The sequence below is a fragment of the Permianibacter fluminis genome (assembly GCF_013179735.1).
Taxonomy (GTDB): Bacteria; Pseudomonadota; Gammaproteobacteria; order Enterobacterales; family Permianibacteraceae; genus Permianibacter; species Permianibacter fluminis.
Genome location: NZ_JABMEG010000002.1, coordinates 48,170 through 71,609, shown reverse-complemented (window position 1 = coordinate 71,609; position 23,440 = coordinate 48,170). Strand labels below are relative to the sequence as shown.

Annotated in this window: 16 protein-coding genes; 7 read left to right on the top strand and 9 right to left on the bottom strand. The window is 57.5% G+C overall.

The window, feature by feature from the left end; all coding sequences use genetic code 11:
• Positions 1 to 7 precede the first annotated feature (7 nt).
• From HPT27_RS15665 to HPT27_RS15645, 5 genes are read right to left on the bottom strand one after another with little or no spacing between them, the layout of a single operon-like run.
• Entirely contained in the window at positions 8 to 1,018 is a 1,011-nt protein-coding gene (locus tag HPT27_RS15665) for an AAA family ATPase (protein WP_172245533.1), read from the bottom strand.
• Positions 1,011 to 2,573, bottom strand: a complete 1,563-nt coding sequence (locus HPT27_RS15660; RefSeq protein ID WP_172245532.1) for a DUF4350 domain-containing protein — start codon at positions 2,571 to 2,573, stop codon at positions 1,011 to 1,013. The genes HPT27_RS15665 and HPT27_RS15660 overlap by 8 nt, the downstream gene beginning before the upstream one ends.
• Positions 2,570 to 4,222 carry a hypothetical protein gene (locus HPT27_RS15655; protein ID WP_172245531.1) on the bottom strand — a complete coding sequence of 551 codons (1,653 nt, stop codon included), beginning with the start codon at positions 4,220 to 4,222 and terminating at the stop codon, positions 2,570 to 2,572. Before HPT27_RS15655 ends, HPT27_RS15660 begins: the two co-directional genes overlap by 4 nt.
• Positions 4,222 to 5,169, bottom strand: a complete 948-nt coding sequence (locus HPT27_RS15650; RefSeq protein ID WP_172245530.1) for a stage II sporulation protein M — start codon at positions 5,167 to 5,169, stop codon at positions 4,222 to 4,224. Before HPT27_RS15650 ends, HPT27_RS15655 begins: the two co-directional genes overlap by 1 nt.
• Positions 5,166 to 5,837 (bottom strand): RDD family protein, encoded by a 672-nt coding sequence (locus HPT27_RS15645; RefSeq protein ID WP_172245529.1) that lies wholly within the window; start codon positions 5,835 to 5,837, stop codon positions 5,166 to 5,168. Before HPT27_RS15645 ends, HPT27_RS15650 begins: the two co-directional genes overlap by 4 nt.
• A 278-nt stretch (positions 5,838 to 6,115) precedes the next feature.
• On the opposite strand from HPT27_RS15645, the gene HPT27_RS15640 reads away from it, so the two are divergent.
• From HPT27_RS15640 to HPT27_RS15625, 4 genes are all read left to right on the top strand, one after another.
• Positions 6,116 to 7,159, top strand: a complete 1,044-nt coding sequence (locus HPT27_RS15640; RefSeq protein ID WP_172245528.1) for a hypothetical protein — start codon at positions 6,116 to 6,118, stop codon at positions 7,157 to 7,159.
• A 535-nt stretch (positions 7,160 to 7,694) separates the two neighbouring features.
• Positions 7,695 to 10,157 (top strand): EAL domain-containing protein, encoded by a 2,463-nt coding sequence (locus HPT27_RS15635; RefSeq protein ID WP_172245526.1) that lies wholly within the window; start codon positions 7,695 to 7,697, stop codon positions 10,155 to 10,157.
• Positions 10,157 to 11,077, top strand: coding sequence for a diguanylate cyclase domain-containing protein (locus HPT27_RS15630; RefSeq protein ID WP_172245524.1), 921 nt, complete (start codon positions 10,157 to 10,159; stop codon positions 11,075 to 11,077). The genes HPT27_RS15635 and HPT27_RS15630 overlap by 1 nt, the downstream gene beginning before the upstream one ends.
• A 210-nt stretch (positions 11,078 to 11,287) precedes the next feature.
• Positions 11,288 to 15,823 (top strand): PAS domain-containing hybrid sensor histidine kinase/response regulator, encoded by a 4,536-nt coding sequence (locus tag HPT27_RS15625; RefSeq protein WP_172245523.1) that lies wholly within the window; start codon positions 11,288 to 11,290, stop codon positions 15,821 to 15,823.
• Here HPT27_RS15625 and HPT27_RS15620 read toward each other — a convergent pair.
• The 4 genes from HPT27_RS15620 to ssb form a co-directional block, all read right to left on the bottom strand.
• Positions 15,820 to 16,245 (bottom strand): GFA family protein, encoded by a 426-nt coding sequence (locus HPT27_RS15620; RefSeq protein WP_211198070.1) that lies wholly within the window; start codon positions 16,243 to 16,245, stop codon positions 15,820 to 15,822. The genes HPT27_RS15625 and HPT27_RS15620 overlap by 4 nt on opposite strands.
• A gap of 269 nt (positions 16,246 to 16,514) precedes the next feature.
• Entirely contained in the window at positions 16,515 to 17,006 is a 492-nt protein-coding gene (locus HPT27_RS15615; protein ID WP_172245522.1) for a hypothetical protein, read from the bottom strand.
• 129 nt (positions 17,007 to 17,135) lie between these two features.
• On the bottom strand, positions 17,136 to 17,522 hold the full coding sequence (locus tag HPT27_RS15610; RefSeq protein ID WP_172245521.1) for a hypothetical protein: 387 nt from the start codon (positions 17,520 to 17,522) through the stop codon (positions 17,136 to 17,138).
• A gap of 297 nt (positions 17,523 to 17,819) precedes the next feature.
• Positions 17,820 to 18,320: a single-stranded DNA-binding protein gene (gene ssb, locus HPT27_RS15605; RefSeq protein ID WP_172245520.1), complete on the bottom strand. Its 501-nt coding sequence runs from the start codon at positions 18,318 to 18,320 to the stop codon at positions 17,820 to 17,822.
• 345 nt (positions 18,321 to 18,665) lie between these two features.
• Between ssb and HPT27_RS15600 the strand changes: the two genes are divergently transcribed.
• The 3 genes from HPT27_RS15600 (at position 18,666) to HPT27_RS15590 (ending at position 23,339) form a co-directional block, all read left to right on the top strand.
• Positions 18,666 to 19,922 (top strand): efflux RND transporter periplasmic adaptor subunit, encoded by a 1,257-nt coding sequence (locus tag HPT27_RS15600; protein WP_172245519.1) that lies wholly within the window; start codon positions 18,666 to 18,668, stop codon positions 19,920 to 19,922.
• 166 nt (positions 19,923 to 20,088) lie between these two features.
• The gene (locus tag HPT27_RS15595) at positions 20,089 to 20,826 is read left to right on the top strand and encodes an ABC transporter ATP-binding protein (protein ID WP_172245518.1); all 738 of its coding nucleotides are present in this window, start codon (positions 20,089 to 20,091) and stop codon (positions 20,824 to 20,826) included.
• A gap of 95 nt (positions 20,827 to 20,921) precedes the next feature.
• Positions 20,922 to 23,339 carry an ADOP family duplicated permease gene (locus tag HPT27_RS15590; RefSeq protein ID WP_172245517.1) on the top strand — a complete coding sequence of 806 codons (2,418 nt, stop codon included), beginning with the start codon at positions 20,922 to 20,924 and terminating at the stop codon, positions 23,337 to 23,339.
• The last annotated feature ends 101 nt before the right edge of the window (positions 23,340 to 23,440 follow it).

Sequence of the window (23,440 nt, the reverse complement as noted above, 5' to 3'; positions counted from 1 at the left end):
GTATCCGTCAGCTGCGCGGCGCAGGAATTTGTTCGACCAGCGCTTTCAGCAAACTGTCGGTGCTGAGGCCGTCGAGTTCGCTTTCCGGCGACAGCGCAATGCGGTGCCGCAATACCGGCAGGCAGGCCGACTTGATGTCATCCGGCGTGACAAAATCACGACCGGCGATCAACGCCATCGCCCGGGCAATACGCACCAGCGCAATGGCGCCGCGCGGGCCGGCGCCAATGGCAATACCGGGCCAGTCGCGGGTCGCGCGAGTCAACTGCACCGCGTAAGCGGCCAGCGAATCGTCCACCCGGATGCGGGCGACAAACTGCTGCAGCTTGTTGACCATGTCGGCACTGACCAGCGCATTGACAGCACCGACATCGAGTCCGTCACCGATCCGGTTGGCGGTCACTTGCTGCAGCATGGCAATCTCGTCATGCTCATTCGGATACTGCATCCGGACGTTGACCAGAAACCGATCCAGCTGCGCTTCCGGCAACGGATAGGTGCCTTCATTTTCCAGCGGGTTTTGCGTCGCCAGCACCATGAACGGCGACGCCAGTTGATGGCTGGTGCCTTCAATGGTCACCTGCCGCTCCTGCATCACTTCCAGCAATGCCGATTGGGTTTTCGCCGGCGCCCGGTTGATCTCGTCAGCCAGCAGCAGGTTGGTGAACACCGGCCCTTTGCGAACACTGAATACCTGGTCTTTCAAATCAAAAATGGAATGGCCCATGACATCAGCCGGCATCAGATCCGGGGTGAACTGAATACGATTGAATTGGCCGGAAAAGGTTTTCGCCAGCGCCTTGACCAGCAAGGTTTTGCCAAGCCCCGGCACGCCTTCGATCAGGACATGACCACCGGCCAGGAAGCAGGCCAGCACTTGCTCCACCACCGCTTGCTGACCGACGACCACACGGCGCACTTCTTCGCTGAGTCGGCGGACAATTTCGCCGGCTTGCGCGGCCTTGTCGGCATTGCTTGGCGCGCTGGTCGGCGCAACGGTTTCATTGATATCAGTCATGGTGCTGTCTCATCTTCTGTAACAATTGTATTTGACGGGTAAAGGCCACCGGCAACCGTGCCGGTGGCGCCACCAGCGCCAGCTGCACCTCATCGGTTGGCAACTCACAGAGCGCGGCAATTCGGGCAATGCGGGCATCGCCCTGCAATTTGCCCAGCTCCGGCGCCTGCCGTTGCAGCGCCGCTTCAACATCGTGTCTGGCCGCCAGCAGCAGGCGCTCGCGACCACATGCCACTTGCCACAACCAGCGACCGCTGGCATCGACATGCTCCAGTTGCGCGCGCCGGGCCAGACTCGGTTCCGGCAGCAAGGGCCCGAACCGTTGCAGCGCCCGCCACAACCAGATCAGCAGCAACACCGCCACACCGATAACCGGCCACCGGTAATACTGCCAGAGCGCGTCGTACCAGGCCGGCATATCCAAATCAGTGACGATCCAGACCCGCTTGTGCTCGGGCTTTAGCTTGAGCAGGGTCAGCAGCAACTCGCCGTGATCACGATGGCCCAGTGAACCGTTGTTGAAGAAATTGCTGGCCAGCAGCACGATATGGCCATCGCCTTCTTCGTACACCCGGACCGAGCCACCGCTGGCATCGGTCAGCAGCGGCGAAAAACTTTCGTCTTCGCTGTCGAGATAAATGTTCTCGCGCGCGACTTGCAGCGGATACGCCAGCTGCGGAAACGCGATTTCATCAAACGCTATCTTCGGTTTTTTCTGGTCATCTTGCGCCGCCGGGCCGTCCTTGTCGGTTAGTGGATCGGTATCGGCCGCCGTCGCAGCGTCAACGTCGACGTCTGCATCTGCATCGGCATCGACATCGGCAGCAACGTCGGCATTGACTGAAAAGTCTTGCTGCGGCTCTGCACTGACACGGTCCTGATTGGTGACATCCGGTTCGCTTGCGCTGTCTTCTGCGGCTCCGGTATCGGCAGCGGCAGAATCAGATTCTGGCAGCGTGGCCTCCCCGCCCTCGTCGTCGGCAACCGGGGCTTTGCTCTTGCAGGAGGACAGATCGAGCTCGGCGTGCTTATCACGATCCCCGTAACGGATCGAGACACCAAGGTAGTCGCCGATCGGGTCAGTCAGGATGGCATCAGCCGGATTGGCATGATCTTTTGCATGGTCTTGGGCATGGTCTTGTGCATCCGCTTCGTCCGCTTCCGATGCGTCCTGCACGGCTTTTGCTGACGACCATTGCGGCTGGACAATCAGGGTGTTGCCGCGTGCGACCCAGGCCAGCAAGTCATCGGCCTGTTCCTCGGTGAAAATGCCACCGGCATCGGCCATGATCAGCGTGCCGTCGGGCAGCGGTTGCCGCAGCAAGGATTGCAGCGAACCATCGGCTTTCACGTCGTAATGAAAGCGTTTCAGCAATTGCGTGCTGGCCAGCATGGGATTGCGAGCCGCCTCGGGCGAAAAATGCGGCAGCGCCAGCCAGCGCTTTTCCATGAAATGAAACCAGGCCCACACCGACAGCGCCAATAACAGCACCGTCAGTCCGCCGAGCAGGATATTTTTTTTCATTCGCCGCGACGACACGCTGGCAACGCTCATGCGGGCACCTCGCGCTGGATGAACGCCTGTTGCCAATCGGCCAGCGCTGACTCGATCTGTTCGTTACCTGGCCAGCGGTCGGCAAACGCGGCGTATAGCCACAGCTCGGTGACCTCGGTCGCAACCGCGAGACCGGCAGCAGACAATTGCTGTGCGGCATGGGCGCGCTGGGCGACGCGCAGGCAATCGTTTTCCGTGGCGCCGCGAGTCAAGGCCAAACCGGCGTCACTGACCAGCCGCGACAGGGTGGCGCGATACAGTAGCGCCAGTGCCGCACGCAGCTCGCCGCGTTGCCACAACTGCCGAACCGCCGTCACCACATCGGTTGGCAGCGATTCCGGCCGAATATCCAGCCCGGCAATTTCAGTTGCTGCTTGCGCTGGTGGCTCGCGATAAAAGCTGGGGAAATGGCCGCGGTAGCGATACGCCAACCACAGCACCAGAAAGATGGCCGCCACGATCAACAGCACTTTCATTATCGTTGCGTAAAGACTGAAATCCGGCAGTTTCAGATCCGGTTTTTCTGCGGTCTTTTTCTTTTCGTTCGCATCTTTTTTCAGCGTCCAGATGTATTCACAGCGATAACCGCGCAGCTCGTCGGTATCGAGCGCCGCTTTCACCGCCTCCCGGATTTCGGCCTGCTCTGAACTGTGCGCCTTGGAGGACCATTGGAAACGCTCGGCCAGCCACACCGGCGGCTCACAGGTTTTTGCCGCCGGGTTCGTTGCTGGTGCGGGTTCTGTTGTTGCGGGTGCTGCTTTTGCGGGTGCTGTTTTTGCTGGCGCCGCGCTGGCCGAATCAGGCCAAGCGCTGCCCAGCAACAGCAACGCCGACACAGCCATTGCCAGCAAGGCCGGCATGGCGACGCCCGCCGATGGTGCCGAAGAGGCCGCTGCCGGCCGCTTCAGCTGGCGCAGCATGATCTCGACATCCCAGGCTTCCAGTGTGGCGCGGCGATTCAGATACAACGTGAACGTGCAGGCGGTATAAATCGGCCCGATGATGGCGCCGCTTAGCACGCTGCCGGCAACCGACAGCAGAGCCAGCCACGCTTCTTTGCTTGCGTTGGTTGAGAAAAACATCGACAGCGGATTGATGCTGTCTTCATCGCTGAGAAAGAATCCAATGAAAGCGATGAAGCCAAACTGGATGACCATTTCAAAATGGGCACAGGCGACGCCAAACCAATACGCGGCGCTGGCCGTGTCACGGCCAATCACCTGGCGCCGGTCAGCCGCCGCTTTGCCGCGCAGCCCTTCCAGTTGCCAAATCGGTTGATACAGACCGCGGCCCGGCATGAACGGACGCCACCAGGTCAGCAAGCGAAACCAGCCACCGCGCAATTGCCCCGGCCAGGCCTTGAGTGCCGCTGCGGTGCTGACGTCTTCGCCGAATACCTGGCGCGACAGCACGTACAACGGCGCCCGTTCCAGCAGCGGCCGCAGCCACCACAACAGCAGCCACCACAACCAGACCAACTTCGGCTGCCATGCGGTCAGCAGCAGGCACAACGCCGACAGCGGCAACCACAAACCGAGCCAACTGAGCAGCACCGGTTTGCTTTGCACGCGCAGCAATTCAAAACCGAGATCCAGCGCTTGGGCGTTCGGCCGTGGCCGCAGATCCAGTTGCAATTTATCCAGTTGCATCAGCGCGTCACCCGACCGGCGAACGCGAAATAGAGCAGCACCGTCAGCCAGCAGATGCCACCGACAATAAATTTGACCGGCTGTGAAATGCTGGCGCTGGCCGACCAGAAGCCTTCAAAGAAAGCCGCCAGCACGGTCAGTAATGCCGCGCCGACAATGATCGGAAACATCCGCTCACTAGCTGCCAGCAAGGCATGCCGACGACTCAGGCGACCCGGGTGAATCAGCGCCAGACCAAGCCGCATGCCAGCGACGCCGGACAACAGCAGACCGGTGATTTCAAAACTGGAATGGGTGATGACAAACGACCAGAACACCGGTCGCGTGCTGGCATCCATGCTGAGCCAGCTGCCAACCACGCCGAGGTGCATGCCATTGGAGCCGAGACTGATCAGGGTTGGCACGCCGGCAAAAATACCGCTGGCAAAGGTCCGAAAACCAATCGAGACGTTGTTCCAGATATAAAACCCGAACATCGCCACATCGCCTTCGCTGCCGCCACGACCGACCGCCGTTTGGCCCGGCTGATACATGCCATGAAATTGATTGAGCTCGGCGCCAGACATGAAACTGTAGGCCCAGTGCGGTTTGAACCAGACCAGCAAACCGGTCACCAGCGCGACGCCGAAAAATGTCAGCGATGCCAGCGCCAGCAAGCGCCACTCTTCGCGCACCCGCTGCGGAAAAGTATGGCTCAACCACAGCCGCAGCAGCATCGGCCGCTCGATCTCCACGCCATACAAACGGCGGTGACAATCGAGCACCAGTTTTTGCAGATAATCGGTCAGTGACGGCGAGTAACCGCGCTGCCTGGCCAGTGCCAGCGACTGACACAGCCGGCGATACTGGGCCGGAAAATCATCAAGCTGTTTGGCCGAGCCGTTCAGCACGGCTTCGATTCCCGTCCACAACGCCGCTTGTTCGGTTTCGAAAGTTTTCTGCTTCATTGGGTCAGCCCGGCGGCAATGCCGCGCAACTCCGCCAGCGACGCGGCACCGGTCAACCCGGTGATCGGTTCGGCAATGCTGGCGAGTTCCTGCATCCGCTCGACCGGTAATTTCTTTTCCCGTTCAAACAGGCCGATGAGGATGCGCTGCTGCTCCGGCGTCAGCGGATAGCTGGTCGCGAGCGGCTGAACGTCGGTGAACTGGCTGCGTGCGGGCAGTTTCTCGTGATACACCACCTGAGTGCCGGCAACGATATCGCCCAGCCGGCGAAAGCGCCGATCAAGCAACATGCACAGCAGGCCGCTGGCATAAAGCATCGGCAGGAAATCGGCGACGGCGATCAGATTGCGCAGCGCCGATTCACGCCAGCCCACCGGCAGGCCATCGGCACGCAGCACTTCCAGACCAAACGCGCGTTTGCCAATCGAACGGCCACGGAAATACACCTCGCAGATCACCGGGTAGCCCCAGTAACTGACAAACAGGATGAGCCCGATCACGCCGGCGCCGAGTTTGCTGCCGGAAAAGATCCAGATGCCGAAAAACGCGATGACTAGCCAGACAATGAAATCGAGCGCCCACGCGGCGGCCCGAATGGCCGGTCCGGCCGGGGTCAACAGCAAGCGCACACCTTCCGGTGTCGTCAGAGATAAACGGCCATCCAACACAGCGATACTCGTCCTGAGTGAATCGTTGGAAAAAGCACAAGAGTGCATGTCTGCAACAGCGGGCAACCGCCAGCCGCGCCAGGCAAGAATGAGTCGGCAAGCCTGCCCGAATTGGCCATTTCTGTAAAGGCAACTGCGCCCACAATGGCCGCTGCAGCGGTGCTATAGTGCGGCCCTGCTGCAGCCAGCTGGCTGCTGGCGCGGCAACCTGGATTGCAACCGCCGAAACAGCAAACGAGGCGCCGCACTCGCCCACAACGGAATGGAGGACTACATCGATGAAAGGACTATTGCTCAGCGTGCTCGCCGCCAGCTTGGCCGGCTGTGCCAGCGTGATGCCGGAGCCAGCCGATACCACGCCGCAAAATCCCACCGCGGTCATCGCCAGCGAATCGACCCTTGGCGGCGCCATGCTGCCGAACGTCAAAGGCAAGTCGGTGCAATATGCCCGCGCCGATCGCCGTCGCACCGCCAACGATTTCCAGTTTGATAACTGGCTGCTGCGCAATACCGTCGGCCGCTTCCTGTCCGGCAATGATGAAATCCTGCGGCTGGACCGCAATCTGCACTGGGAACTCGACCAGAAAGAAAAAACCTACACCGAATGCCCGCTGAAAGGTTGCCCGCTGCCAGCGACGCCAACCCAGCCGGAAAAGCCGACCACACCGAGCCAGCCACGGCCGGAGAAGCCGGAAGAATCGTCCTGCAAACTGACCGTGCAAAAGAACACGTTCAAGGGCAACAGCCTCAGCGACAAACGCAGCATTGCCAGCGCCGATGCCCAGCTCTACCGCCTGGTCTGGTTTGTGGAACTGAAAGATCCGGCTGGCAAGAAAGCCACCAACACCGTCACCTTTGATTTCTGGAATGCCGAGCTGAAAGGCGGCATGAAAGATGCCTTGGCGATGCAAAACAACTTTGAGCAGAATTACGCCAAAGCCATGCTGGCCGGCACCGACATCCGCAACCTGATCAACAAGGACGTGTACATGGCGCTGGCCGGACTCGGCAATTCGCTCGGCCCGAAAGCGGAAAACTGGGCGGTGTCGCTGGGCAAGGAAGTGCAGAAAATGAAAGGCTATCCGCTGGCCATGAAAGTGGAATGGACCGCCACCGACGAAACTTGCGGCGCCAGCAACAAGCCTGCTGCCAGCCCGAGTCTCAGCAGCAATCCGCTCGATTGGGTAACCGGCAAAGCCAGCCAGGCCACTGCGCCAACCGGCCCGCTGGTGCAATTCACCTATGAAGTGAAGAAAATGGCCGTGCAACCGGAACGCGACAGCGTTTTTGAAGTACCGGCCAAGTTCAAGCGGACAAACTGATTGTCGGCAGGACGGCCAAAAAAAAACGGCGCCGTCAGGCGCCGTTTTTGTATCTGCAAGACATTGAGGTGCTCGCCGCCTCCCTCCCCTATAACAGCGCCCCCTCCCGCATTACCTTTCAGGGTAAAAAGCCACATTTTTATTACGTCATTTCGCTCGCTCGGCCGCTGCTGTCACTAAACACGGGATACATACCGTTGCCCACAACAATCTCCGCGCTGACGTTGAGGTCGCTTCCGTACTGTTGCCTGCCAGCAAAAAAAGACTTGGCAAAAAGCCACCAGCCAGTATCAGTCAAACGCCATCACCCAAATTGACGCGCCGCAGCAGGCCCCGGTAAAAACGGCAGAGATGAACTAATCTTCAACAGAGATACTGCTCCACAATAACAAATGGCAGGAGCAATCAGGACAAGGATGGCGTCAAGGCAAGGGTATTGAGCAGACCGCCGCAGACAGCCAATATCTTTTTCTCTCGCATCGCAAGCAAGACAGGTAGCCGAGGGGCGACCCACGTTTACGACAACGGAGTCCGCATGTTTGAGTTGCAGGCGACCAGCAGCCGCCCCCCCATAATCCTGATTGTTGATGACGTGATCGACAACATTCGAATCCTGGGCGCGATTCTGGAGGGTTTCGGTGAGCTGATGTTTGCAACATCCGGAAAAGAAGCTCTAGCACTCGCCCGCCAACAGCCACCTGACTTGGCCTTGCTCGATATCGAAATGCCGGAAATGGACGGCTATGAGCTGTTCGCTGCCCTCACTGCAGATCCACTCACCGCAAATTGTGCCGTCATATTTGTTACCGCCAGTCCGAACATCAACTATGAGCTCCAGTCACTGGCCATAGGCGGTGTCGATTTCATTACCAAGCCGCTCGACCCCTCGATTTGCCGGGTTCGCATACAAAATCATCTGCTGCTTCGTCAACGTGCAGTAGATCTTGCCAAAGCCAATACAGAACTTCGCATGCTGGTTGATCACCTGCCTGCGTTTATTGGCTATTGGAATACGGACCTGACCAATCTATTCAGCAATGACAGTCTCGGCTCCTGGTTTGGCAAATCACCTGACGAGATGCGCGGTCTCGCCATGTCCGTGGTTGTTGGAAAGGAACTGCACGAACAGCTGAAAATGCCGCTACAACAGGTCGCCCTGCATGGACAAAGCGCAGTTGATGTCAGCTTCATTGACAAGGCCGGCAGCCGACGTTACGCGAAAGCATCTCTGGTGTCGCGTCAGGATCATGGCGTACTGATGTTGCTAACCGATATTTCCTCGCAAAAGAGGGCCGAACTGGCCCTGGAAGAACAAAAAGAACGACTGCACATCACGCTGAACTCCATTGGCGATGCCGTTATTGCGACAGACATCGACAGCAAAATCACCCTGATGAATCCGATCGCCGAGGCGATGACGGGTTGGTCGCTACAGGAGGCATTGGGGCAAGCCATTGAAACGGTGATGCCCTTGATTGATGGTGAAAATGGCAATCCAATCAGCAACCCCGTCCGTATGGCAATCAAGGATCGCCGACGAGTCGGCATGGCATTGGATACAACGCTTCGTGGGCGTGAGCAGGACCACTACATAGAAGACTCGGCAGCACCAATTATCGACCACTCAGGCCGACTCTCCGGCGCCATCGTCGTTTTCCATGATGTCAGCGAAGCACGAGCAATGGCCCTTAAAATGAGTCACCTTGCCAATCATGACGCGCTGACCGATTTGCCTAACCGAGTTCTGCTGCATGACCGACTCTCGCAAGCACTGCATACCGCTCGACGCTCGGGCGCAAAAGTCGCCATGCTCATGATGGATTTCGACAACTTCAAATATATCAACGACTCTGTTGGCCATGCCGTTGGTGATGATCTGTTACAGCAGGCCGCCATACGATTGCAAAAACAGCTTCGCGGCAACGACACGATCAGCCGCTTTGGCGGCGACGAGTTCATTCTACTCATTCCAGACCTTCGCTCTGCACAAAACGCCGAAGAGGTCGCGAAGAAGCTGCAACAAGTCATGAGCCCTCCGTTTAGCAGCCCAAGCGGCCCCATTAACCTATCGCTCAGCATCGGCATCAGTCTGTTTCCCGACGATGCGGCCGACCCGGAAACCATGATGCGCCACGCCGACGTGGCGATGTACCGAGCAAAGAAAGAAGGTCGAGACTGCTTCCGGTTTTTCTCGCACGATCTGGAGGAGCAGGTACTGCTTCGCCAGCGCCTTGAAGCGCATTTGCGCGAGGCGCTCACGAATAACCGCCTTGAAGTTTTTTATCAAACCAAAGTGCAAATGAAAACCGGCGAAATAGTAGGAGCTGAGGCCCTTATTCGCATGCGCGATGCCGGAGGGCAACTCATTTCACCGGCGCAATTTATTCCGCTGGCCGAAGAAACCGGATTGATCGAAACGTTGGATAAATTGGTACTCGAACAAGCCTGCTCACAAATAGCCAAATGGAGTGAGGCCGGAAAGGCCATAAAAGTCTCTGTCAACATTTCCGCCCGGCATTTTGGCTCAGGGCTATTGCCCAATGTGGTGGCAGACGTGCTCACGCGAACAGGTATCGCCCCCTCCTTGCTTGAGCTTGAGATCACGGAAAGCTCCCTAATGGGAAACATCGACTCAGCGCAAACAAGCTTGTCAGAACTGAAGGCCCTCGGCGTCTGCTTGTCCATTGATGACTTCGGGACCGGCTACTCCAGCCTCGCCTATCTCAAGAGATTCAGCGTTGATACGGTAAAAATCGATAAATCCTTTATTCACGACATGCTGGCTGACAAAAGTGATTTGGCGATAGTAAAGGCCATTATCACTTTGAGTGAGACCTTGGGCCTTGGCATGATCGCAGAAGGCGTGGAAACGCAAGAACAAGCAGATGCCCTCATTGAGATGGGCTGCCTGTTTGGGCAGGGCTTTCTTTACTGCCGGCCAGCACCACCGGACCAGCTCTTTGGTCAGCATGGTGATGACAGTGGAGGTGCTGAGTAATGTTGAGTGAGCTGGAGAAAAACAGCGCCATTTTGATTGTTGACGACAGCATCGATGTGATTCACTTGCTGAGCCACATCCTGAGTGATTATCCAAATCTGTACTTCGCGTCAGACGCCGCCACAGCATTGGAACAAGTGCGGCTAGCTCCGCCAGACCTCATCCTGCTTGATGTCGAATTGCCGGACGCCACTGGCTACGAAGTTTGCAAACAGCTAATATCGCCCGGTAAAACACACTCTTGCGCCATCATCATGATGACGGCCAGCAGCAACATGGAAAGCGAAGCGAAGTCGCTGGAATCTGGTGCCTCCGACTTTATCGCAAAGCCGTTCAATCCGGCTTCGGTCAAGGCAAGGGTGAAAACTCAGCTGCGGCTACACCACCAATCAGCAGCCCTTGCCAAACTCGTCAATCAAGATAGCCTGACCACTCTTTACAACCGACGCTACTTTGATAGCACGGTGACGGAAGAGTTTGAGCGGCACCGTCGGCAGCGGACACCCCTTACCATCGCACTTATTGATATTGACCACTTCAAGGCGTTCAATGACGGATACGGGCATTTGCAAGGGGATGAGACACTCCGGCAGGTCGCTCTGGCCATCAACGCGTCATGTCGTCGTCCAGGGGAAACTGTGGCGCGTTATGGCGGTGAGGAGTTCGCCGTCATACTGCCTCATACCGACCTCGTTGCAGCCCAAGCGTTGGGCAGCCGTTTGTGTTTGCTTATTGGACAACTCAACCTGCCACATGCCTATTCAGGAACCGGCAAACACGTCACTGTCAGTGTCGGTCTTGCCACCAGCACTCCCGGCCCACTTGATACTGCCGTGGCGCAGATTGCTGCCGCCGATCAAGCGTTGTACCGAGCAAAATCCGCCGGCAGAAATCGGGCCGTTGCCGTGCTCACCGGATAGGTTTCTCGGTCCATAAAGTCTGCACACCATGGTCAATGCTTCTGCTGGCCACCGCCGCCGCCAACTTTTTTGCTCCCCATCATTCAGGTTGGTGGGAAACAGCTAGACTCAATTGAGCTGGCACGACGCACTGCCCTTTCTGTTATCGGCAGTCGGCCACCTCATCTGTGGGCGCCGGGCCATGGCGGTTAATGCGAGGTCAGCACGGGCATGCGTTTACATCACTATACCGGACCGCGACACCCACATTGGTTCGTTCTCACGATGCTTGTCAGCGTGCTTGCGACAGCGCTGCTGGCTTGGCAGGTCAACCGCAACAATCACCAGAAAATTGACTTTGCGCTTCGGCAAGAGACAGAGGCAATCGCGCACAAAATAGAAGACCGCTTGTATCTCTACCAATACGGATTGCGCGGTCTGCGTGGCGCCGTTTTAACGGCCGGTTCAAACCTCAGTCGCGACATTATCGCGCGATACAGCAAGACTCGAAACATTGATAAGGAATTTCCCGGCGCGCGAGGGTTCGGCTTTATTCGCAAAGTCCGCCCTGAACAAGAGCAGGCCTTCCTGGCGCTGGCTCGTGCCGATGACTGGCCTGACTTCCAGATTAGACAGATTCAGCAGCACTCCGGTGAGCGCTACGTCATTCAGTACATCGAGCCGGTGATTCGTAACATTCAGGCAGTAGGTTTGGACATAGCGTCTGAACCCACTCGGAAGCAAGCGGCGGATGCTGCAATACAAAGTGGCGAAACCAGGCTGAGTGGCCCCATTACCCTTGTTCAGGCCAGTGGGAACCCACAGCAGTCATTCCTCGTCATGATGCCGGTCTATCAAAGTGGAGAAACGCCAGCGTCGGCCCAACAGCGTGAAGCAGAAGCAATCGGCTGGAGCTACGCTCCGTTGACGATGAAAGATGTACTGTCGGATCTGTCGATTGACGCCAATCAGCTGCAACTGGTCCTTACTGATGTCACGCGGCCGGAGCAACCTGAGGAGTTTTTTCGCATTACAGGCAATAGCCAGAAAAGCCCGTCAGTGGCAATTAGCTCGGCAACCGCTGACCGTACGGTTTTTGGCCGAAACTGGCGAATTCACTTGATTGCTCTGCCCGCCTTCGAGGAGCAACTGCATACGCTGTCTCCCGTTCTCGTCCTCATCGCAGGGTCTTTGCTCAGCCTCTTGCTCGCAGGCTCGGCCAATATTCTGGCAGTCAACTTGCAGCGGCGGCGAGAAATATCGGAACAGCAATATCGACTGGCGAGCATTGTAGCCGGCTCATCCGATGGCATCATCGGGAAATCGATTGATGGCACTGTCACCAGCTGGAATGTGGGTGCGGAACTGCTTTTCGGCTTTACACCAGAAGAAGCCATCGGTCGGCGGTTGGTCGACCTCATTGTGCCGGCCGACTTGCAACATGAGGAACAGGATATTTTGTCTCGTATTCGCCGGGCTGAACGCATTGGCCACTTTGAAACGCGGAGGCAGCGCAAAAACGGCGAACTGATTGATGTGTCCGTAAACGTTTCCCCCCTATTCGACGCAAATGGCAAGGTCATTGGCGCCTCAAAGATTATCCGCGACATCACCAGTGAGAAGGCTGCCGCTATTCGAGTTCGTGAGTTAAATGAGCAACTTGAGCAGCAGGTCAGGGAGCGCACCAAGGAGCTTGGTCGCACCAACAGCCTGCTAAATGGCGTACTCAATTCAGCGACGGAAGTATCAATCATCGCCACCGGAATCGACGGCGTTATCACCGTATTCAATGCGGGCGCAGAGCGTATGCTCGGCTATGTTGCAAGTGACGTCATCGAGAAGACCACACCAGCCCCTTTCCACCTAGAATCCGAGGTGGTCGCCAGAGCCGGAGAGTTGAGCCAGTTGTACGGGCGACCGATCTCCGGATTTGACGTCTTTGTCTACAAAGCAAAAACTGAAGGTCCCGAAACCCGGGTCTGGACCTATGTGAGGCGCGATGGCTCGCACCGAACAGTCAATCTCGCGGTGACGGCCATTCGTGACGATAACAATGACATTACCGGATTTTTGGGGATCGCTAGCGACATTACTGAATTGCAGCAGCAGCGCGATGCTCTTCTATCCGCACGTGACCAATTGCTCCTGGCATCTGAGGTCGCCGACCTCGGCGTATGGACCTGGGACATAGCGAGCAACGTGCTGACCTGGAACGAGCGCATGTACCGCATTTATGACCAACCGCTGAACTTGCGTGACAGCGGCTTGCGCTACGAGCACTGGCGGGACCGCGTGCATCCCGATGATGTTGAGGCGACTGAAGGCAGGTTGCTTGCTGCGGTTCAAGGCGGCCCACCTTATGACCCCATCTTTCGCGTTGTCCGACGCGATGGCAGCACTCGATATATTCAAGCGGGAGCTCAGCTGGAGCGCGATAAATTCAACAACGTCATTCGCGTTACCGGCATCAACCGCGACATTACCGATCAAATGGAGTTGGAGGGCAGATTAAGGGCGGCAAAAGACGAGGCGGATGCCGGAAGCAAAGCAAAATCCTACTTCCTCGCCAACATGAGTCATGAAATTCGCACACCGATGAATGCCGTACTCGGCCTGACACAACTGCTGGCCAGCACAAAGCTTGACGCCACCCAGCGAAAGTATCTTGAGATGGTCCGTGTCTCGGGGGAAAATTTACTCGCAATATTGAATGACATCCTGGATTTTTCAAAAATCGAGGCAGGCAAACTCGACCTGGACCTGAAGCCATTCCGCCTGAATGATGTACTGACCGCTGTCGGAACGATCATGTCCGTATATTCCAGAGAGAAGGATTTGGAGCTTGCGATAGCAGTGGAGCCCAACACGCCTCAGCACCTCATCGGTGACTCGCTGCGGATTCAGCAAATACTGGTCAACCTCACCAGCAATGCCGTGAAGTTCACCGAGAAGGGCGAAGTGGCGGTGTTGGTCAAGCTGATTTCAACCAGCGAGACAGGTGCGCTACTGGCATTCCACGTTCGCGACACGGGGATTGGTATGACAAAGGCGCAACAAGAAAGACTGTTTGCGCCCTTTTCTCAGGCGGACGCATCAACAACACGACGCTTCGGTGGTACCGGCCTTGGACTGGCCATCAGTCGCCACCTCACCGGAATGATGCAGGGGCAAATCACCGTTAACAGCGCCGTTGGTGAGGGCAGCGAGTTTTGCGTGACGCTGCCGCTTGCATTGGATTCAAGGGCCGAGCCTACACAACCACGCTCTACGCTACCGCGCAGGCCGCTGCTGCTCATTGTCGACGATAGCGAAACCAGCAGAAGCTATCTTGGCAAGACGGTCGCAGCGTGGGGCTGGACCCCGTGCGTCTCCGATTCTATTCAATCAGCGGAGCTCATGATTGACAAGGCAAGCAAATCCGACAGTCCGTTTGACCTGGCACTGCTCGACTGGAAACTGATCGAAGCACAGGGTGAGAACAAGGTTGAGGAGCTCCGTCGACTCGCACAGCCCAGTACGTTGCGGATTGCGCTGATGGCAAACCCGTATCGACAGGAAGCGCTGTCCAAGAGGCAACAAGAAGCGGGGATCGCTGAGGCGATACTGGTCAAGCCAATTTCAGGCTCTACGCTCTATGACATTGCACTGGAACTATTGGACTATAAGGGTGTGCAGGGGCACACAAATTCTGCAGCGCTTCTCACTCCAGATCACACCGCCGCTCTAGCAGGCACTTCCATTCTTGTAGTGGAGGACAACGAGTTCAATCAGGTCGTCGCACGAGGGATATTGGAGGGGGCGGGGGCAACAGTCACGATGGCCGCAAATGGCGCGATCGCCCTTGAGATTCTGAACGCGGCACCGTCCTCATTTCATTTGGTACTGATGGATATTCAAATGCCGGTTCTTGATGGCATTTCGGCAACCCGACGAATTCGAGCGGAATTGAACCTCACGCTGCCAATTATTGCAATGAGTGCCGGGGTATTGACTGAAGAACGCGCCGCCTGCAATGCCGCTGGCATGAATGGCTTTATTGGCAAGCCCATTGAAGTTCCGCAAATGATGGCGGTCATTCAATCGCTGCTGACTGGGCAGGCGATTTCGAAAGGCTCGATGACTGCCTCGGCCCCGCTGGCAACCGATTTATCGGCCACAGTACAGGCGGAGCAAAACGTGTCTGAGCTTGAAAATAAGTTGGCATCAATGGGCAAGGACAATGCAGTCCGTCTTGCTCTCAATGCGCTGGCAAGGAAAGTATTGGAACGCGGGATGGAGCCACTCACCACCGCTCGCGCGCTGTGGAGTTCGGGACAGACCGATACGGTGGCACGGCATTTTCACTCCTTGCGGGGATCAATTGGCATGTTCGGCTCGCGCAGCTTTATCACCTGCACCGAACACATTGAAGTCGCAATTAAGTCTGGCAACACTGCAGATGTTGAGCGCCTCTTTTTACAGTTCGAGCAGGAACTCGCACAGTTACTAGCCTCCCTCAAAAGCGTGTTGGGCGTGCAAGATTCTGCCCCGGGCAATCAGCGCGAGAAGGCGTTATCAGCGACGGAGTTTGATGAATTCTTGCAGCAACTGACACAACGCAAACTTTCTGCCGCGAATCGTTATCCAGCCTTGCGTGGAAGTTTTGCTGACAAACTAAGCGACCAAGAGCTACAAAGACTGGACAAAGCGATGACAGATCTGGATTTTTCCACGGCTTTGGCCGTTTTATCACCGTTAGCATCAAACATCGATTCAGATATTGGCTAGACAGTTTTCAATACCACGTTGGGAAACCAGAGCCGAAGCCAGCGCGCGGTTTTCTCGCTGGCAGACAACTGCTTGGGCGATGCAGGCACCACGGCAGCGAAGCTGGAACTCGCCACCGCGCGGACATTGACCGCCGCGAACCGTTGTCCGGCTTGCTGATAGCAAACGCCAATCAGCACACCACATTGGCCACAGAGCAGAAATTCGGCCTGCTCCGAGCCTTGTCGAAACCGGCGTAGTTGCGTGGAATCCTCAACCGTGATGTACAGCGAGCCGGCCGGGTCCGACAACCAGGCCGCACCATGCTTGCAGCAGAAATCGCAATCGCAGGCGCGCGGCTGGTAGCTCGACGCACCGTTCGCCAGCTGCATGGTGAAGTGAAGATTGCCGCAGTAACAGCCGCCGGTGTGTCCTTGCATCATGAAAGACTGCTCCTGTTCGATTGCCTGCGTCCGCATCACGTCAATCAGTAGCCCCAACGCCCTCCCCTGCAAGGGGGGTGAAGCGAGGAATTACAAACCGTCCCAATGGACGGGCCAGGGTTGGGGGCTTTGTCGGGAATGTCCGGCAGTAACGTTGCGACAGACTACGGCACTATTCTTTTGCTCTCACGGCAAAACACTCATCAAATGAGCTGCGCCCATTTGACCTCGATTACGCTTCGCTAATCGAGGCTACGAGAGCCAGCTTACTAGCTATTCGGGTCCAGCCCCTCGCGCCGGGATTCGATATCGCTGGCCAGGCAGCTACGCAAATAGCTGCACTTTTCTCGCACGACATCGTAATCGACATCCGTTATTTTTCCACTCTTGCCTGCGGACAGCAGCGTTTGCAATTGGTCTTGTAGCGGACCGTAGCCCTGCTTATGAGTGCTCCGCGACAGATACATGCCGCCGCGCTCGTAATACCAGCCGCGTAACATCTGGCTGAAAGCCTGCAATTGCTCGTAGGTAACGGTTTGGTCGCGCGGCCATTTCGGCAGAATGGCCGTGAGTTTCCACAGCTCGCCATAGACTTCGATGCGGCGCTTGCGCAAATCCACATCGACATCACCCAGCAGCTTGTTCAGATTGGCGGCGCGATCCAGCCACAGCTTGCCAAGCCAGGCGGCAAGTCCGGCAACAATGACGGCGCTGCCACCAGCAGCAGTGATGATTGCAGCAACGACTTCGATAGGGCCCATATGACCTCCTGTGTCAGTAAGGCAGAGAAGAACAGCCCCAATAGGTCTTGTCTGTTTGACCTCGATCACGCTTCGCTAATCGAGGCTACGAGAACTGATAAACGGAGAACGAATTCAGATTGAGTTAATCTATTTATCGCTTTTCTCACGAAAGAAAAACACATGAGTTGCCAGAAGCGCCAAAAATGCTAGCCAGAACACCCATGTCGCCAGAGAATGGCGAACAGCCTGCTCCTCTGAGACATATCGAATCACTCCTTTGATGGTGACGGCAACAGGCTGCTCGGATGTTGGGGCTGTCGCACCGCTCAGCACGTTGTACTGTTGCTGCATCCCCCAAACCAGTTCAATGGCGACGCAGATTGCCCAGAAAAGTCCGATCATGTTCTTGCGTAAGCCTTTATCAGTTGGAAACTTACACAGAGCAAATCCGAGACCGAAAACAACAAGGGAAAGCACGACCAGAATGCTTGGTGTAGAAAACGCCACTGCGATAACTTTCTTCAGTTCAGACATAAGTGACTCAACTCTGCTAGTGATAGCCGAAGCAAGATTACCTGGGGCTTCGATTCTTGTCGTTTTCGATAAGTTAACAAGACACCTTTATACTCGCACCGAACTCTTTTCATCCAAGGCTCTGTGCATCTGGCGATGCTAAGTTCAAACAATCCAGGGGCGCCAGCGGACTTTCAGTTTGTCGCAGTTTGATCTCATTGGCGGAGCCTCAGCAAGCAGGAGGTCAATTCTTGGATCGCTTGCGCACCATAAATTGAAAAAAAACGGCGCCATTCGGCGCCTTTTTTTTCCATCCGTTTAGAACGGAATATCGTCATCAAAGGCCGGCTCGTTGAAGCCTTGATCGGCCATCGCCGGTTTTGCCGCTTGTTGACGACCGCCGCCTTGCTGGCCGCCGCCGTAGCTGCCGCCGCTTTGGCCGCCTTCGTCATAGCCGGCGCTGCCACCGCCACCACCGCCGCGACCATCGAGCATCTGCATTTCGTTGCAGCGGATTTCAGTGGTGTAGCGATCCTGGCCGTCTTTGTCTTGCCACTTGCGGGTGCGCAAGCTGCCTTCGACGTAAACCTTGGAACCTTTCTTCAGGTACTCGCCCATGATTTGGGCCAAGCGGCCGTAGGCCACCACGCGGTGCCATTCGGTCAGTTCTTTTTGTTCGCCGCTTTGCTTGTCCTTCCAGCTTTCACTGGTGGCGAGCGTCAGGTTGGCAATGGCATCGCCGGACGGGGTGTAACGGATTTCCGGATCTTTGCCGAGATTGCCGATCAGAATGACTTTGTTGATACCACGGCTGGCCATGGTGATTCTCCTTGCTTGCGAGGCGGGCGTATCAGTGAGAGTCCCGGTCGCGGGTGGCTGAGGTCCGGTCATTGGCGACCGGTCCGGGGCGGATTGTAGCGAGCCGGGCCGGGCCGGTCATCACGATTGCATGGCTTTCGCCGTTTCGGGCGCAGGATTTGATCCCGGTTTCGGGATTTTCCCGTTTGCTGCCGTCCCGGATTCGAAACCCGGCCGGTCCGGCGCCGCCGGGAAAATCAGACAATCCCCATGATTTCAATACGTTAGCGATATGGCACGGCGCTTGCGATATTCCCGGCATCTGCCCCCCTACGTGCATCTGCCAACACCATGACCGCCCACGCAATGGACCGCCTCCGCCCTGCCTCGACACCGCGCTGGCACAAACGCCACGCGCTCTGGCTGCTCGCCGGCCTGACCGTCACGGCGGCACTGGCATACAGCCAGATGGCATTGAACCCGGCCGGTTATCGGGTTGCCCGGGCGGCCGTCACGCTCGGTACGGTCAGCGAGGGCGCGTTTGATGTCCGCGTCCATGGCACCGGCCTGTTGCTGCCGGTCACGGTACGCTGGGTCGCAGCCCAGGTGGAAGGCCGGGTTGAACAGGTGAACGCCAAGGCTGGCAGCGCCGTCGCCGCCGGCGATGTGCTGGTCGAGCTCAGCAACCCGGCGCTGCAGCAGGCCGAGGAAGAAATCCGCTGGTCACTGGAAGCCATGCAGGCGGAATACAGCGCATTGAAAGTGGCGCTGGCCAGCGAGCAACTGAATCAGCAAACCACCGTGGTCAAAGCGGAGTTCGCCTACAACAGCGCCAAGTTGCAGCTCGATGCCGAAGCGCGGCTGATTGCCGACAAAGGCCAAGTCATTTCCGCATTGGATCACAAGCGCACCCAGCTGAACGTGCAGCAACTGGCCGAAACCCTGCGCATTGAACAAGACCGGCTCCACCATTTCGACAACAATGTTCGCGCCCAGCTGAGCGCCAAAGACGCGCAAGTGGAGAAACTGCGCAAACAGTATCTGCGTAGCAAAGAACAAGTCGCGGCACTGACGGTGCGGGCGCCGATAGCCGGCATTGTCCAAGCGCTGCCACTGGAGCCGGGCCAGCGGCTGATCATCGGCGGCAACATTGCCAAATTGGCTGACCCGGCCGCGCTGTACGCTGAGCTGAAAATTCCGGAACAGCAGGCGCGCGATCTGGCGCTGAACCAGCTCGCCAGCATCGACACCCGCATTGGCGTGGTAACAGGCACGGTCACCCGCATTGATCCCGCCGTTGCCAATGGCATGGTCAAAGTCGATGTCACGCTGACCGACGCGCTGCCCAAAGGCGCGCGGCCGGATCTGAGTGTCGATGGCACAGTGCAAATCGCTGCACTGGCAAACGCCCGGTTTGTGCCGCGGCCCGCATTGAGCCAAGCCAACCAGCAAACCCGTGTCTACCGGCTGACCGATGGCGATCACGCCGAGCGCATTCCGGTGCAGTTTGGCCAAGCATCAGTCAACGTCATTGAAATCAAAACCGGCTTGCAGCCGGGCGACCGGATTGTGCTGAACGACACCACGCTCTGGGGTGACCCGGAGCGGATTGAGTTGAACTGAATGACGGAGGCTCTGTTTAAGTCCCCGTTCACCCTGAGCCTGTCGAAGGGTGACCTGAATTACGGCGGCATATCAGCCTTCTGTGGTTCGACAAGCTCACCACGAACGGTGGTTGGCGACTTGTTCAAGGCTTCCTTAAATTGAAACAAACGCAAAGGAGAACAACATGCAACAGACCGTGATCCATCTCAGCAATGTCGGCAAATCCTTTCTCACCGACGAAGTGGAAACGCTGGCACTGAACAGCATTTACCTGAACATCAACCGCGGCGAATACGTGTCCATCTCCGGACCGTCCGGTTGCGGCAAATCGACCCTGCTGTCGGTGCTCGGCCTGCTCGATGCCGCCACCGAAGGCGAATACCAATTGGCCGGCCAGCGCGTTGACCAGTTGAACAACCGCGAACGCGCCCGGGTGCGCAACCGCGAAATCGGTTTCATTTTTCAGGCGTTCAACCTGATCTCGGATCTGAACGTGCTGGAGAACGTCGAGCTGCCGCTCAGCTATCGCGACGACCTGAGCAAAGCCGAGCGGCACCAACTGGCAATTGATGCCTTGGCCAAGGTCGACATGAGTCACCGCAGCCATCACTACCCGAGCCAGCTTTCCGGCGGGCAACAGCAGCGGGTCGCCATTGCCCGGGCGCTGGCCGGGAAACCGTCGTTGCTGCTCGCCGACGAGCCGACCGGCAATCTGGATTCGCGCAACGCCGAAATGGTGATGGATTTGCTGAAAGCCCTGCATCGCGAAGGCGCCACCATTGTCATGGTCACCCACGACCCACGCTCCGCGCAGGCCGCCCAGCGTCAAATCACGCTGTTTGATGGCCGCATTGTCGACGACAGTCTACGCAGTGACAGCCCGCTCGATGCCAGCGCACACCAGCGTACCGTCGCGGCGTAATGCGTGTTGTGGTTCGCGGTTTGCAGTTTACGACCAGCGCGCGCTGAACATTTTATTGCTGCCACATTCGGCAGCCCGAAAAAGGAATCACCGTGATGTGGCGTGAAATTCAATATGCCCTGCGTCTACTTGGCAAAACGCCGGGCTTTACTGCCCTGACTTTGTTTGTGCTGGCGGCAGGATTGGGCACGGCCATTTACATGTACGTGCTGGTGACAACACTGGCCTATGCCAAATTGCCCTACCCGGACAGCGATCGGATTGTCTCGGCCGGCGGTCTCATCAACGGCAAGGAACAAGGCGGCAACTCGGTCGGCTGGTATGACTTTCAACAGCTGAGCCAAAGCCAAACCCAGTTTGAACAGCTAGCGCTGGCACGCAACACCCACACCATGCTGTCCGGCATCGCCGCGCCGCGGCAGATAATGACTTACAACTACAGCAACAGCAGTCCGTTTGAGATAACGGCCGTGCCGGCACTGCTCGGCCGGACGCTGCAGCCGGACGACTTCACCGCCAATGCCGCACCGGTGACGGTGTTGTCCTGGCAGGTCTGGCAAAGCGATTTCAATGGCGATGCCAACGTGATCGGTCGGGCGGTCAAACTCGATGACGAACCGGCGACAGTCGTCGGCGTCATGCCACGCGATTACGCCTTTCCGGATACCGCGCAAATGTGGGTGCCGATGCGCAGTGGCGTCATGCGCCCCGGTGGCGGCCCCTATGGCCGGCTGATCGGCAAATTGAAAGCCGACTCCAGCCTCAGCGCTGCCGATGCCGAATTGAAGACCATTGCCAAACGATTGGAGCAGCAATCACCGGAAACCAATGCCAATTTCAGTTTTCAGTTGCTGCCGCATACTCAGCAGGAAATGGCCGGTTCGATGGTGATCATCGCGCTGCTGATCGGTGCCGCCATCTTTATTCTGCTGTTGGTGGTGCTGAACGCCGGCAATCTGTTGCTGGCGCGCGCCGCCGAGCGAAAAAAAGAAATTTCCATGCGTGCTGCGCTCGGTGCGCCGCGCCATCGTTTGGTGCGGGAGATGCTGTGGGAAGCATTGCTGCTGGCGCTGGGTGGCGGTTTGATCGGTCTGTTCTTTGCCAGCTGGGCCTTGCTCTGGAGCAAACAGCAGTTCTACACGATGGCGAATGTGTTGCCGTTCTGGTGGCAGTTCAGCTTCGATAGTCAAACCTTGTGGCTGGCGCTGCTGCTGACCGTGCTGACCGCACTCGGCATCGGTTTGTATCCGGCACTGCAAGCCAGCGCCGGCGATTTGAATCGCTACCTGCGCGACGGCAGCCGTGGCGCACAAAGTCTGCAGCTGACCCGGATGACGAATGTCCTGGTGGTGACCGAAATTGCGCTGTCGGTAGCGCTACTGATTGCCGCACTGACTCTGGTCGCCTCATCGCGCAATATCGCCGCCGCTGATTACGGTGCCCGCACCAATGGCGTGCTGACTGCATCGCTCGACTTGTATCGCGGCATTTATGATCAACCAGAAAACATGGTCCGGTTCAGCGAGCGGCTGGAAAATGATCTGGCGAATACGCCCGGCATCGAGGCGTTTGCCCTGTCCTGTCACGTGCCCGGTCGATACGGTCCGGTCTGGACCTATCAAGTCGAAGGGGTTGACGTGCCGGATCGGCACTACCCTAGCGCCACTCGCGTGGTGACCAGCGACCAATACTTCCGGCTGTATGGCATCAGCTTGATCAATGGTCGCTTGTTCGACAGTCGCGATCAGGCTGAAAGCGAACGCGTCGTGATTATCAGTGCCCGCTTTGCTGAAACCAATTGGCCAGGACAGGAAGCCATCGGTAAACGCATCGATCTCGGCTATCAACACGCCGACGACGCGCGCAAATGGTATACGGTGATCGGCGTGGTCGGTGATGTGATTTACGGCGCCCCGCAATCCGATGTGGCCACGCTGCCAGAATTCTATCTGTCGTTCCGGCAACTGCCCGACGAAGACATGATGATTTCGCTGGCGACCAACGGCGAACCGATGGCGCTGGCATTGCCGCTCACCAGTGCCGTGCAGCGCATCGATGCCGATCTGCCGTTGCAGGACATCATGAGCCTTTCGACCCGTCTGGATCGCAGTGTTGCCGGCCTGCGCTTTGTCGCCAATTTGTTCCTGGCTTTCGCGGCGCTGGGCATATTGCTGGCCGGCAGCGGCATGTACGGCGTGATTGCCCGCGCGGTGGCACTGCGCACGCAGGAGCTCGGCGTTCGCCGCGCGCTTGGCGCACCGGAAGACCATATCCTGCTGCTGTTGCTGCGTCAGGGCGGGCTGCGTTTTGTCATCGGCAGCGTGATCGGTGTCTGCCTCGGGCTGCTGATGACCCAAACGGTCGCCTCCATCCTGTACGCAGTCGACGACGCCCGTCTGCTCATTACCGTCGCCGTGTTGCTGCTGGTCGGCGCCTTGGTTGCCACCGCAACGTTGGTACCGGCGTGGCGCGCCATTCGGCTGTCACCGGCATCGGCCCTGCGCTATGAGTGAGCACCGGGCCGGGCTGTTGCGAGGGCCGGCCCGGTAGTAAGATGAATCGGCCGCAGTGAATTAATCACCGCTGCATGACACATCGCCAGACCGGTTGCTCG